This is a genomic window from Vibrio sp. 1CM23M (assembly GCF_023161755.1).
GTDB classification, from domain to species: Bacteria; Pseudomonadota; Gammaproteobacteria; order Enterobacterales; family Vibrionaceae; genus Vibrio; species Vibrio coralliirubri.
Genome location: NZ_JALNTR010000006.1, coordinates 91,535 through 104,614, shown reverse-complemented (window position 1 = coordinate 104,614; position 13,080 = coordinate 91,535). Strand labels below are relative to the sequence as shown.

Below are 13,080 nucleotides of genomic sequence, written 5' to 3'. Positions count from 1 at the left end.
GAACTGTTTTGAGCACTTTAATTAGCGATATTCTCTATCAATTCGAGGGTTTTATTGTTCGATCTCTCACTTTAGATATTTGACTGAAAACGTTTCCATTGAGTGGTTGTTGATCACAGTATCTGTGCGTTGGAATGGTTACATTAGCGTCGGACTTGATACTTGAGTGTTTTAAGAAGCGACCACAGAGTGGCTCTAAAACAGAACTTGAGTGGATAAATTATTATAAATAAAAGGTAAGCGTTTCAACGTCTGTTAGGAGATGAAGTTACGCGCCTGAAGGAAATACTATGTCTGATCAAATTACTCTACAAACCAAATTATCGTATGGACTTGGGGCTTTAGGTAAAGACTTTGCCTGTGCTCCAATCTACATCTTTTTAATGTTTTACTTCACTGATGTTGCTGGGCTGTCAGCGGCGTTCGTGGGTACTATCTTTTTGGCCGCGCGCATTGTCGATGCGGTGACCGATCCAATGATGGGCGTTATCGTTGATAACACACGCTCTAAGTTTGGTAAATTCCGTCCTTGGATAGTGATTGGAACTCTGTTAAATGCTGTAGTGCTTGTTGGCCTTTTTAGTACGCATATGTTTGAAGGCACTACGTTATACATTTATGCAGCGGCTGCTTATATTCTGTGGGGCCTTACCTACACTATTATGGACATCCCATACTGGTCTTTGATTCCTGCACTATCGAGCTCTCGTCAAGAACGTGAAAAGCTGGTTGTTTGGCCACGATTGTTTGCTAGCTTGGCGTGGTTTATTACGGGTACTTACGGGCTACACATTGTCGGTAAACTGGGTGATGGCGACCAAGGACAAGGTTTCTTCAACGTTGCTATGTTGATTGCTGTTCTGTTCGTGATGAGTGCATTCTTGATTGCTCGCAACGTAAAAGAAAAATCTGCACCAGCTAATGCTAAACCAGCTGAGCGTTTCAGCTTTAAAGATGTAATGGTTATCATTGGTAAGAATGACCAACTAAAAGCACTTATTGGTACCGTATTGTCGTTCCAAATAGCAAACTTGCTGGTGGGTGGTTTTGCGATTTACTACTTCTCTTACGCATTAGGCAACGCTGACTTGTTCCCCGTTTATATGATGGTGGCAGGTATCGCTGAAGTTGCAGGCGTATTCTTGTTCCCTCGTATTGCATCAGTGTTACCACGCAAGCACCTATGGGTTATCGCTTGTGGCTTCCCAGTGCTGTCTTGTATCACTCTACTTATCATGGGCTTTATCGCTCCAGGTAACGCGATTCTAATCGGTATCGCAGGTGCTGCTATCAAGTTTGGTGTGGGTATCGCTAACGCACTGCAAACTGTAATGCTTGCCGATGTTGTTGATTACGGTGAACACAAAACAGGTCGTCGCAGTGAGAGTGTTATCTTCTCTGTTCAAACGATGCTTGTTAAGTTTGCAGGCGCGGCTGGTGGTTTTATTGTAGGTATGGGCTTGTCTGTGGTGGGTTATGTACCAAACGTGGAACAGTCTGACAACACTATCATGGGACTGCAGTTTATGATGGTAGGTTTACCAGCGATTCTAATGACGGTAAGTGCTCTTGTTTATAAGCGCTACTACCACCTGCATGAAGGATTTGATCAAGACCAAGCCGGTAAAGAGACTCAGACTCATGTTGTTACAGCAGAAGCATAACCGCTAAAACGACGTCTCATCTAGAATAACGCTCAGTTTAGTCACTAAGCCCAAACGCCTCCTTGTGAGGCGTTTTTTATGGATGTTAGCTAATCAAAGCTGTGCCTGTAGAGCTTTTGTTTCGACTAAAACGCAAAAAGCCGCATCGAGTGATGCGGCTTCTTTAAATTTGGCCCCCTTGTCGAGACTTGAACGCGGGCGGCTAGGTTTGTGACATTAACTTGGAACAAGTTAGTCGCAGTTATATACGAAAAAAGCCCAATCTTTCGATTGAGCTTTTTTCTGAATTTGGCTCCCCTTGCAAGACTTGAACTTGCGACATACGGATTAACAGTCCGCCGTTCTACCAACTGAACTAAAGGGGAATTGCTTGTTAGCGACGCGAATTCTAATAATTGTCCGGATTTCTGTCAATAAAAAATATCAGAAAAAAGTAAGATAAAAAACTTTACTTTCTTGAACGCCTTATAGGATTTAGCTTTGCTTTAGTTATCCACCAAAATTGTGGATAAGTGTGTGTGTGAAACTTTAACAACAATAATCGGGATAAATCGAAAAATATAAAAATCTTATCTAACGTAATGTATTTAAAAGATTTATAGCAAAATGTCGCAATTGTATAACTTTTGTAGATTATAAAACGAACAGTAAAACAAGCGGTATTTTTAGGTTTTTTGGGGAAAAGTAGTGGATTAAAATTCGAGTAATTTAGCTGGGGAAACTTTGCAGGGGCACGGATAATACCAAGTTCTAAAAATAAAAGCTATAACTGATCTCTGATCTTAAGATGCATTTCTCTAGATAATTGTTGCAACGACACTCCTCCTAGAGTGACAATGACCTGATTAAAAAAACAGTATGGAAATGGCGACCTATGAGTAAACTCTTTGACTTGGTATCGGACTACAGCCCGTCCGGTGATCAGCCGACAGCGATAACCAAATTACTAGACGGATTAGATTCTGGTTTGGCACATCAAACTCTACTAGGGGTAACGGGCTCAGGTAAAACCTTTACACTTGCCAACGTCATTTCCCAATCTCAAAGACCAGCGATTCTGTTAGCGCCTAACAAGACACTGGCGGCTCAACTTTACGGTGAGATGAAATCTTTCTTTCCAAACAATGCCGTTGAGTATTTCGTTTCTTACTACGATTACTACCAACCTGAAGCCTACGTTCCAACCACCGACACGTTCATCGAGAAAGATGCGTCTGTGAACGCTCATATCGAACAAATGAGGCTTTCGGCAACCAAAGCCTTATTAGAACGAAAAGATGCCATCATTGTAGCTTCTGTGTCGGCTATCTACGGTCTGGGTGATCCTAAGTCTTATTTGAAGATGATGCTTCATTTGAGTCGTGGCGAGGTGATGGATCAGCGTGATATTTTGCGCCGTTTGGCTGAGCTGCAATATTCAAGAAACGATGTCGCCTTTGAACGTGGTCAGTTCCGTGTTCGTGGTGAGGTGATTGATATCTTTCCGGCTGAATCTGACCAAGATGCGGTTCGAATTGAGATGTTCGATGACGAAGTGGACTGCATTAGTATTTTTGATCCTCTGACTGGTGCGGTGAAACAAAGAGACTTGCCGCGCTTTACGGTTTATCCAAAAACTCACTATGTAACGCCAAGAGAAAAAATCCTTGAGGCGATTGAGAACATCAAGGACGAACTGCGCGATCGTGCTCAATACTTAAAAGACAACAATAAGCTTTTGGAAGAGCAGCGTATCTCTCAAAGAACTCAGTTTGATATTGAGATGATGACTGAGCTTGGCTTCTGTTCCGGTATCGAAAACTATTCACGATACTTGAGCGGCCGAGCGGAAGGGGAAGCGCCGCCAACGTTATTTGACTACCTGCCTGATGATGGTTTGCTGATCATCGATGAGTCACACGTGACTGTGCCGCAAATTGGTGCGATGTATAAAGGTGACCGTTCTCGTAAAGAAACCTTGGTCGAGTTTGGTTTTAGACTGCCTTCTGCATTGGATAACCGTCCAATGAAGTTTGAAGAATTTGAGTCTATAGCCCCACAAACGATTTTTGTGTCGGCAACACCAGGTAATTACGAGATTGAAAAATCAGATGGCGAGATTGCTGATCAAGTGGTACGTCCTACTGGTCTGTTAGACCCAATCATCGAAGTAAGACCTGTCGCGACGCAGGTGGATGACTTGCTGTCTGAAATAAGAATCCGTTCAGCGAAAGAAGAGCGCGTGTTGGTTACCACGTTGACCAAGAGAATGGCAGAAGACTTAACCGAATACCTAAGTGAGCACGGTGTTAAAGTGCGTTACTTGCACTCGGATATCGATACCGTTGAGCGTGTAGAGATCATCCGAGACCTACGTTTGGGCGAGTTCGACGTGTTAGTGGGTATTAACTTACTCCGTGAAGGTTTGGATATGCCTGAAGTGTCGCTGGTGGCGATTCTTGATGCAGACAAAGAGGGCTTCTTGCGTTCTGAGCGTTCTCTGATCCAAACCATTGGTCGTGCTGCGCGTAACTTGGAAGGTCGAGCGATCCTTTATGGTGATTCGATTACTAAGTCGATGAGAAAAGCGATTGATGAAACCGATCGTCGTCGTGAGAAACAGCAGGCTTACAACGAAGAGCAAGGCATCACTCCACAAGCGTTGAAGCGTAATATTAAAGACATTATGGAACTGGGTGATCTAACCAAGTCGAAGCAGCAGCGCCAATCTAAGCAAGTTCCACTATCTAAGGTGGCAGAGCCTTCTGAAAGTTATGCAGTACTTACGCCGCAACAGCTTGATAAAGAGATCAGCAAGTTAGAAGCTGCGATGTATCAGCATGCTCAGAATCTGGAATTTGAATTGGCCGCACAGAAGCGTGATGAAATTGAGCAGTTAAGAAAGCAGTTTATTACCAACAGCTAATCTCACTTTTCACTCGAGAAGTATTCCCCTCAACACAAGAATTGAGAGTGTTTCAGACAAAAAAACAGCCAGTAGTAAATGTTCTACTGGCTTACGTTTGTGAACACTCGGTCCACTAACAACGTCAGTTGGCTAGGTGACCCGAAGGTCAGTTATACTGTTGCATCGTTCGTGCCAGATAGATAAAACATTGATTGTTTGAAGTAAGTAAAAAAACACACTACAAATATTGTGGCTAATTTGCATAATGCAAAGCGGAATGCGACTATAATAAGAAATGCAAATTATAAATGGCTAGGATATGCAATCAAAAACACTAGATAACAAATCGAAGTATTTGTTGATGGTAGAGGATACCGCTTCGGTAGCAGCTTTATATCGCTCGTATCTTACACCGCTCGAAATTGATATCAACATTGTCGGCACTGGCCGCGATGCAATCGAGAGTTTGAATCATCGAATCCCAGACCTTATTTTATTAGATCTACGTCTGCCTGATATGACGGGTATGGACGTGCTATTTGCTGTAAAACAGAAGTACCCTGAAGTTCCGGTTATCTTCATGACGGCTCATGGCTCTATCGATACCGCTGTAGAAGCGATGCGTCATGGTTCTCAAGATTTCCTTATCAAACCGTGTGAAGCCGACCGACTCCGTATTACGGTGAACAACGCGATCCGCAAAGCCACCAAGCTTAAAAATAGCTCGGAACACCCGGGAAACCAAAATTACCAAGGCTTTATCGGCAGTAGCCAAACCATGCAGCAGGTTTACCGAACGATTGATTCTGCTGCATCGAGTAAGGCGAGCATTTTCATTACTGGTGAAAGTGGTACCGGTAAAGAGGTATGTGCAGAAGCCATTCATGCGGCGAGTAAGCGTGGCGATAAGCCTTTCATCGCGATTAACTGTGCCGCTATCCCTAAAGATCTGATTGAAAGTGAATTGTTTGGTCACGTTAAAGGTGCCTTTACCGGTGCTGCGACCGATCGTCAAGGTGCTGCTGAGCTTGCTGATGGCGGAACACTGTTCCTTGATGAATTGTGCGAAATGGACTTAGAGCTACAGACTAAGCTGCTGCGCTTTATCCAAACCGGTACCTTCCAAAAAGTCGGCTCTTCGAAGATGAAGAGTGTGGACGTTCGTTTTGTGTGCGCGACTAACCGTGACCCTTGGAAAGAAGTACAAGAAGGTCGCTTTAGAGAAGATTTATACTATCGTTTATACGTGATTCCACTGCACTTGCCGCCATTGCGCGAGCGTGGTGAAGATGTCATCGAGATTGCGTATTCTCTGCTAGGCTATATGTCGGTCGAGGAGGGGAAGGCGTTTGTACGTTTTGCTCAGGAAGTACTTGATCGCTTTAATCAATATGAGTGGCCGGGTAACGTTCGTCAGCTACAAAACGTGTTGCGAAACGTGGTGGTCTTGAATAACGGCAAAGAGATTACTCTCAACATGCTTCCGCCACCGTTGAACCAACCGATTGAAAACAGTCTGCGATTGAAAGAGAAGCAGAATGAAGACATCACGGTAAAAGATATTTTCCCATTGTGGATCACTGAGAAAACGGCTATCGAACAAGCCATTAAAGCGTGTGATGGCAACATCCCCCGTGCGGCAGGTTTCTTAGATGTCAGTCCATCGACGATATACCGTAAGTTGCAAACGTGGAATGCGAAGCAGTAATCACCAAACAATAAGAAAATAATAATGACGAAAGTATTAAATCAGCAAAAAGTTGATGAGCTTGCCGGCGAAATTGGGCAAGAGAATGTCCCGGTTTTACTTGAAATCTTTTTAGGTGAGTTGAAAGGCTACTACGAACACCTAGAGATAAATAAAGAGTCGGATACCTCTAAGTACTTGGCGGATATCAGTCATGCACTTAAGAGCAGCGCAGCAAGCTTTGGTGCGGATTCTTTGTGTAGTTTCGCGATTAGCTTAGATGCAAAAGTGAAGCAAGCGTTACCGGTGACAGAGGTTGATTTTCAAGATATGCAAGACCTCCTGTTATCGACGTACACTGAATATCAGCAGTTGATGACGGATCTTTAAAACGGCGAGTTATTACTGAGATAAAAAAGGAGCATGATGCTCCTTTTTTGTTGTCTGTCGCTTTAACTTAAGGCTTAAGCCAACTGAGCTTCAATGGCTTGTTGAAGCTTCACACGGTCGTGTCGCCAATCTCGGTTTGCTGATGCAAGATCTGTGGTCACACAATTCCATTGCCCTTCTAATTCAGGGTGTGGTTCATTGCCCAACACAATGTCTATCTTTCTTGCCTTACAGGTACGTTCACACCACTCCAATTGCTCTTGAAGCGTCATTTTCCCTGCGGGACCGTGCTCTGGTGAAAGGTTTTCAACGAAGATAACTTTTGCCTTGGTATTTTCAGCGATTGCTTTCCCAATCTCTGGAAGGAGAAGAGGAGGCATCACACTGGTTAAAAAGCTTCCAGGGCCAAGGACAATACAGTCTGCTTGCTCAACGGCAGCAACGGCTTCTTTGGTTGCAGGCACTTCTGGAGATAAGTCCATCATGCGCAGTTTTTCTGTCATGTCATCAACGTTGGTTTCGCCTGTTACCCAGCGGCCGTCCATTGATAGAGCCATGAGGTCTGAAGGATGCTCGGTCATCGGGACGATATTGACATCGACCTTGAGCATATTTCGAATCAGGTTAATTGCTTCCAATGGGCGAACGGAAAGGTTGTCTAACGCCGTCAGCATTAGGTTACCTAAGTTATGACCGTCTAGCTCACCTTGGCCGCGAAAGCGGTATTCGAACATCATCGAACTGATTGAAGGTTCTGTAATTAATTGGTTGATACAGTTACGTGTATCTCCCCATGCGATGCCACCTTGGCAATCTCGAATACGTCCGGTGGAACCGCCGTTATCTGTCGTTGCAACAATGCCAGTTGCGTTGTTACCAAAGTCTTTTAATGCAGCTAACATGCGACCTAAGCCATGGCCACCGCCGATTGCTACGACTTTCTTTGAAGAGTAAATATTCATTTATTGTTCTTGTTAGGTTATTACCAACTATAATTTAGGTTAAATGCTTCTCGCTATATACTCAACAAGAGTTATTTTGAGCGTTTGATACGTTTTTTTTGCCGATGTGACCCGTTTTTTACCATCAGAGCTAGATTCACGTACAAATATTAAGTATTTTATTACTCAGCTACTGCGCGTGTGAATATAACGCTCAGTTGCCATAACTCCGAGCTCTCGCATGCTAAGTCGCACAGTGGTATTTGCTGTACCGATACGCATCAAGAGCCAGTGACATGTTGTCACAAGGGCTTAATTGGAAATGATTATGCCTCCCGTGTTTGGAAAGGTGTTCCGTGGCGCAACAATTCGAAGATAGATTCCATCGCAAGTTTTATTACTTGCGCTTGTCGGTTACAGACGTCTGTAACTTTAAATGTACTTACTGCTTGCCAGATGGTTATAAACCATCAGGGCAAAAAAACTCGTCTTTTTTAAGTGTTCCCGAGATCAAACGCGTTGTTAAAGCGTTTGCAGATTGTGGTACCTCAAAGATCCGCATTACCGGCGGAGAGCCGAGTCTGCGTAAAGACTTTCCTGAAATCATACATACCGTTGCTTCTACTCCAGGCATCGAAAAAGTGGCCACTACAACGAATGGCTACCGCATGGAGAAACAAGTAGGGCAATGGCGTGATGCTGGTTTAACTCATATAAACGTGAGCGTGGATAGTTTAGATTCGCGCATGTTCCATCAGATCACTGGTGAGAATAAGTTTACTGAGGTTATGCGAGGCATTGATAAAGCGTTTGAGGTTGGCTTTGAACAAGTCAAAGTCAACGTCGTATTAATGAAAGACCTCAATAGTCAGGAATTACCAGCCTTCCTTAATTGGATCAAAGACAAGCCTATTCAATTACGTTTTATCGAGCTGATGAAAACCGGCGAGATGGACGAGTTGTTCGATAAACATCATGTGTCTGGCGTTGCGATTCGCAACCAGCTTATTGCTAATGGTTGGCTGTTAAAAGTCAAAGCCGTTAACGATGGCCCGGCGCAAGTGTTTGTCCACCCAGACTACAAGGGTGAAATCGGTTTGATCATGCCTTACGAGAAAGACTTTTGTGAGAGTTGTAACCGACTGCGCGTTTCTGCGACCGGTAAACTTCACTTATGTCTGTTTGGCGACCATGGTGTTGAACTGAGAGATCTGATTCAAGAAGATCAACAAGAGCAAGAGCTCATTGATCGAATTCAGGCTCAGCTTCAAACCAAGTCCGTTAGCCACTTCTTACACGATGGCAACAGCGGCATGACTCCAAACTTGGCGTCAATCGGCGGTTAACCCGCTATATACTCTAAAGCATTTTATCGCTCAGCTTCTTTAGGCTGAGCGAATCAGTCTAATGAAAAATTTATATAGGTGAACAAATGGGTCACGCAGAAAGCAAATTCCAAGCAGCAAATATCGCAGTACTAACCGTTTCAGATACTCGTACAGAAGAAAATGACACGTCAGGTGGTTACCTAGCTGAGCATGCTAAAGAAGCAGGCCACAACGTGGTTGATAAGCAAATCGTTATCGATGACATGTACAAGATCCGTGCGATCGTATCTCAGTGGATTGCTGACGAAAGCGTTCAAGCGATTATGATCACTGGCGGTACGGGCTTCACATCTCGTGACAGCACGCCAGAAGCACTTAAGCCACTGTTCGACAAAGAAGTAGAAGGCTTTGGTGAGCTATTCCGTCAAGTATCTTACGAAGAGATCGGTACATCGACAATTCAATCTCGTGCGATTGCGGGCTTTGCTAACCACACAGTAATCTTTGCGATGCCAGGTTCTACAGGTGCTTGCCGCACAGGTTGGACTAAGATCATCAAGCAACAGATGGATGCTAGCCATCGCCCTTGTAACTTCATGCCACACCTTTCTGTATAAGGCGGTTTGAGTATGAGCCAATTTACACACATTAACGCGTCTGGCGAAGCAAACATGGTCGATGTATCGGCTAAAGCGGAAACGGTACGTGAAGCGAGAGCGGAAGCTTTCGTACAGATGTCTGCTGAAACGTTAGAGCTGATTGTCTCTGGTAGCCACCATAAAGGTGATGTTTTCGCAACGGCACGTATTGCGGGCATCCAAGCCGCGAAGAAAACTTGGGACTTGATTCCACTGTGTCATCCTTTACTACTGACGAAAGTAGAAGTGCAGCTTGAAGCGATCGAGTCTGAAAACAAGGTCCGCATTGAATCTGTTTGTAAGCTTGCGGGTAAGACAGGCGTAGAAATGGAAGCGCTAACGGCTGCTTCTGTTGCTGCGCTGACGATTTACGATATGTGTAAAGCTGTTCAGAAAGACATTGTTATCGAGAACGTACGCCTGTTAGAGAAGACGGGTGGTAAATCAGGACACTTCAAGGTGGAATCATGATTACTGTACTTTTCTTTGCTCAAACTCGTGAACTTGTTGGTGTGGACAGCCTTGAAGTTGATGCACAGTTCAAGACAATTGAAGCGATTCGCAGCCACCTTGTAGAACAGGAAGGCAAATGGGATATCGCATTGGAAGAGGGCAAGCTTCTGGCTGCGCTTAACCAATCAATCGTACCTTTGACGACTGAAGTGAAAGACGGCGATGAAGTCGCTTTCTTCCCACCAGTGACCGGAGGCTAAGCATGGATCCAAGAGTATTAGTGACAGCAGAGGACTTCTCTGTAGGCGACGAATACGACTACTTGGCTCAAGGTACAGCTGCCGGAGCGATTGTGACGTTCGTTGGTAAAGTTCGCGACATGAATCTTGGCGACAACGTGATTGGTTTGTCTCTAGAGCATTATCCGGGTATGACAGAGAAGTCGCTGAGCGAGATCTGTGATCAAGCTAAGGCACGCTGGCCTATTCAGAAGATGCGAGTTATCCATCGTGTTGGTGACCTAGATATCGGCGACCAGATTGTTTACGTTGGTGTATCCAGTGCGCATCGTGGTGCTGCCTTCGAAGCATGTGAGTTTGTTATGGACTTTCTGAAAACTAAAGCGCCGTTTTGGAAAAAAGAACGTACCACTGAAACAACTCGCTGGGTTGATTCTCGCGATTCAGATACAAAAGCTGCGGAGCGTTGGGAGAAATAATTCTCGCAATATGATGTTGCTCCAAAAATTCGCTCTGTTGATTGAGACAGTAAAAAGCCGACGTTGAACGTCGGTTTTTTTGTGCGTGCTACAAAGTCATTTATAAATAAGCGCTGTATTAATAAATGGTTAATCATTCAAGTTGCATATAAATTCGGTGCGTGATTTTGTCTGTCTTGGTGCGTTTCTAAATCTGTTTTGGTGCAGTGCTTTATGCTGTTTTGTATAAAGTGATAATCCTCACAAATAGTGGAGTCTATTTAGGGGATATGTGATGTGCAATTAGATTTCATGTGGCATTAATGTTAATTTGCCGTCTGTGTTCTAGCATAAGATGCTAAAAAAAAGTATCAATACAGATACATCAACACTAAAGGCTGTTTTTTAATTAATCCCTATGTGTAACTCACTATTCATTAGGTTTTTATTAGAGATTTACACTATTACCTTAAGTAATTCGGAGAATTATCCGATTTTTTGCGACTTGTTTATGGCAAATTACTTCAATGGTTGATAGTGTGTGCCTCAATCTTTGTAAGGTTTTAGATTTTTATGCTTAAAATTTGAGCTAAATAAATCTAAATCACTGCCGTTCAGTGAACCTGGCAAAGAAGTCATGGATGCAATACGAAAAACTTGGAGTTTATTAAATGTACAAGAATAAAATCACTCAGGCCCTTCTTCTAGGTGCTGGTTTGGCAGTGGCTGCCACTTCTACTCTTTCTATCGCTGCTGAAGTTCCAGCAGGCACAGAACTAGCAAAAGTTCAGGAACTTGTTCGCGGTAACGGTACTGAAGTTGCGACTATCGACCCACACAAATCTCAAGGTGTACCAGAATCTCACGTAATTCGTGATCTTCTAGAAGGTCTAGTGAACCAAGACGGCGAAGGTAATACTATCCCTGGTGTTGCTGAAAGCTGGGAAACGACAGACAACAAAACATTCACTTTCCACCTACGTAAAGACGCAAAATGGTCTAACGGCGATCCTGTAACAGCTGAAGATTTCGTTTACAGCTGGCAACGTGCAGTTGATCCTGCAACGGCTTCTCCATACGCTTGGTACATGGAATATACCAAGATGGCGAATGCGAAGGACATCGTAGCGGGTAAGAAAGACAAGAGTGAGCTAGGCGTTAAAGCTGTAGATGCAAACACGCTTGTTGTTGAATTAGAAACAGCGGTACCATACTTCGTAATGATGATGGGCCACACAACAATGAAGCCAGTACACAAGGCTACTGTTGAAGAATTCGGTGATCAATGGACTAAGCCAGAGCACTTCGTTGGTAACGGTGCATTCTCTGTTGATAAATGGGTTGTTAACGAGCGTTTAGTTCTAAAGCGTAACGACCAATACTGGAACAACGATAAGACGGTTCTAAATAAAGTAACCTTCCTACCAATCGAAAACCAAGTAGCGGAAATGAACCGCTTCCTATCTGGCGAAATCGATTTCACAAACGAACTTCCAACTGAGCACTTCAAGCGTCTTCAAAAAGAGTACGCGGAAGATGTATCTGTAGCGGGTAACCTATGTACTTACTACTACATCTTCAACACGAAGAAAGCACCATTTGATGATGTTCGTGTTCGCCAAGCAATCTCTTACGCAATCGACCGTGATATCGTAACAGGTGCTATCCTAGCGCAAGGTCAAAAACCTGCGTACTTCCTAACGCCTGAAATCACAGCTGGCTTCGATCCTGAGCTACCAGCTTACGGTAAGATGTCTCAAAAAGAGCGTAACGCAGAAGCAGAACGTCTTCTTGAAGAAGCAGGTTACGGTAAAGATAACCCACTTAAATTCAACCTACTTTACAACACTTCAGAGAACCACAAGAAGATTGCTGTAGCGCTAGGTTCTATGTGGAAGAAAACACTGGGTCTTTCTGTAACACTTGAGAACCAAGAGTGGAAAACGTACCTATCTTCTAAAGATTCTGGTGACTTCGAAGTAGCACGTGCTGGTTGGTGTGGTGACTACAACGAAGCGTCTTCGTTCCTAACGCTAATGAAGAGTAACAACACTACCGGTGGTGTTCACTACGACAGCGCGGCTTACGATAAAATCATCGATAAAGCACTTAACTCAACTTCAGAAGAAGAGCGCAAAGCACTTTACCTAGAAGCTGAGGCGCTAATGGCAAACGACATGCCAATCGCTCCTATCTACCAATACGTGAAATCACGTCTACTTAACCCGCATGTTGGTGGTTTCCCAATCAACAACGCGGAAGACAAGATCTTCTCGAAAGACCTATACATCAAAGCTCAATAATAAGCTTCGATTCTAAAAAGTTAATATAACTATAACGATACAGACACTACATGCGCAGGGCGCGCATGTAGCGTCTTTCTAATTTTAATTGT

At 43.9% G+C, this 13,080-nt stretch carries 11 protein-coding genes, 1 tRNA gene and 1 riboswitch; of the genes, 10 read left to right on the top strand and 2 right to left on the bottom strand.

Annotation, left to right across the window (positions count from 1 at the left end):
- Positions 1-290: 290 nt before the first annotated feature.
- On the top strand, positions 291-1,664 hold the full coding sequence (gene melB / locus MSG35_RS17570; RefSeq protein ID WP_248384641.1) for a melibiose:sodium transporter MelB: 1,374 nt from the start codon (positions 291-293) through the stop codon (positions 1,662-1,664).
- 289 nt (positions 1,665-1,953) lie between these two features.
- Here melB and MSG35_RS17565 read toward each other — a convergent pair.
- Positions 1,954-2,029: transfer RNA gene (locus MSG35_RS17565), tRNA-Asn, on the bottom strand.
- A gap of 509 nt (positions 2,030-2,538) precedes the next feature.
- Between MSG35_RS17565 and uvrB the strand changes: the two genes are divergently transcribed.
- The 3 genes from uvrB to luxU all read left to right on the top strand — a co-directional run bounded on the left by uvrB (position 2,539) and on the right by luxU (position 6,628).
- Positions 2,539-4,569 carry an excinuclease ABC subunit UvrB gene (gene uvrB, locus MSG35_RS17560; RefSeq protein ID WP_050652938.1) on the top strand — a complete coding sequence of 677 codons (2,031 nt, stop codon included), beginning with the start codon at positions 2,539-2,541 and terminating at the stop codon, positions 4,567-4,569.
- 301 nt (positions 4,570-4,870) lie between these two features.
- Positions 4,871-6,259, top strand: coding sequence for a quorum-sensing sigma-54 dependent transcriptional regulator LuxO (gene luxO, locus MSG35_RS17555; protein WP_004734031.1), 1,389 nt, complete (start codon positions 4,871-4,873; stop codon positions 6,257-6,259).
- A 24-nt stretch (positions 6,260-6,283) separates the two neighbouring features.
- Complete coding sequence (gene luxU / locus MSG35_RS17550; protein ID WP_017066591.1) at positions 6,284-6,628, top strand: quorum-sensing phosphorelay protein LuxU; 345 nt, start codon at positions 6,284-6,286, stop codon at positions 6,626-6,628.
- Positions 6,629-6,702: 74 nt separating this feature from the next.
- On the opposite strand, the gene MSG35_RS17545 is transcribed toward luxU, so the two are convergent.
- A complete protein-coding gene (locus MSG35_RS17545) occupies positions 6,703-7,590 on the bottom strand; it encodes a YvcK family protein (RefSeq protein WP_048610542.1) in 888 nt (295 codons plus the stop codon).
- A 194-nt stretch (positions 7,591-7,784) separates the two neighbouring features.
- Positions 7,785-7,937: riboswitch (molybdenum cofactor riboswitch) on the top strand.
- On the opposite strand from MSG35_RS17545, the gene moaA reads away from it, so the two are divergent.
- The 6 genes from moaA (at position 7,926) to MSG35_RS17515 (ending at position 12,988) form a co-directional block, all read left to right on the top strand.
- Positions 7,926-8,915, top strand: a complete 990-nt coding sequence (moaA, locus tag MSG35_RS17540; protein WP_009848642.1) for a GTP 3',8-cyclase MoaA — start codon at positions 7,926-7,928, stop codon at positions 8,913-8,915. It overlaps the preceding riboswitch by 12 nt.
- An 86-nt stretch (positions 8,916-9,001) precedes the next feature.
- Positions 9,002-9,514: a molybdenum cofactor biosynthesis protein B gene (gene moaB, locus MSG35_RS17535; RefSeq protein ID WP_017084034.1), complete on the top strand. Its 513-nt coding sequence runs from the start codon at positions 9,002-9,004 to the stop codon at positions 9,512-9,514.
- A 12-nt stretch (positions 9,515-9,526) separates the two neighbouring features.
- Complete coding sequence (moaC, locus tag MSG35_RS17530; RefSeq protein ID WP_004734026.1) at positions 9,527-10,006, top strand: cyclic pyranopterin monophosphate synthase MoaC; 480 nt, start codon at positions 9,527-9,529, stop codon at positions 10,004-10,006.
- Complete coding sequence (gene moaD / locus MSG35_RS17525) at positions 10,003-10,248, top strand: molybdopterin synthase sulfur carrier subunit (RefSeq protein ID WP_048617867.1); 246 nt, start codon at positions 10,003-10,005, stop codon at positions 10,246-10,248. Before moaC ends, moaD begins: the two co-directional genes overlap by 4 nt.
- 2 nt (positions 10,249-10,250) lie before the next feature.
- A complete protein-coding gene (moaE, locus tag MSG35_RS17520) occupies positions 10,251-10,706 on the top strand; it encodes a molybdopterin synthase catalytic subunit MoaE (RefSeq protein ID WP_248384640.1) in 456 nt (151 codons plus the stop codon).
- A 650-nt stretch (positions 10,707-11,356) separates the two neighbouring features.
- Positions 11,357-12,988, top strand: a complete 1,632-nt coding sequence (locus MSG35_RS17515) for an ABC transporter substrate-binding protein (RefSeq protein WP_248384639.1) — start codon at positions 11,357-11,359, stop codon at positions 12,986-12,988.
- Positions 12,989-13,080: the final 92 nt, after the last annotated feature.

Coding starts and splice junctions, on each gene's coding strand:
- luxO (WP_004734031.1), top strand. CDS start 4,871: ATGCAATCAAAAACACTAGATAACAAATCGAAGTATTTGTTGATGGTA.
- MSG35_RS17515 (WP_248384639.1), top strand. CDS start 11,357: ATGTACAAGAATAAAATCACTCAGGCCCTTCTTCTAGGTGCTGGTTTG.
- luxU (WP_017066591.1), top strand. CDS start 6,284: ATGACGAAAGTATTAAATCAGCAAAAAGTTGATGAGCTTGCCGGCGAA.
- moaB (WP_017084034.1), top strand. CDS start 9,002: ATGGGTCACGCAGAAAGCAAATTCCAAGCAGCAAATATCGCAGTACTA.
- moaD (WP_048617867.1), top strand. CDS start 10,003: ATGATTACTGTACTTTTCTTTGCTCAAACTCGTGAACTTGTTGGTGTG.
- uvrB (WP_050652938.1), top strand. CDS start 2,539: ATGAGTAAACTCTTTGACTTGGTATCGGACTACAGCCCGTCCGGTGAT.
- MSG35_RS17545 (WP_048610542.1), bottom strand. CDS start 7,590: ATGAATATTTACTCTTCAAAGAAAGTCGTAGCAATCGGCGGTGGCCAT.
- moaC (WP_004734026.1), top strand. CDS start 9,527: ATGAGCCAATTTACACACATTAACGCGTCTGGCGAAGCAAACATGGTC.
- moaE (WP_248384640.1), top strand. CDS start 10,251: ATGGATCCAAGAGTATTAGTGACAGCAGAGGACTTCTCTGTAGGCGAC.
- melB (WP_248384641.1), top strand. CDS start 291: ATGTCTGATCAAATTACTCTACAAACCAAATTATCGTATGGACTTGGG.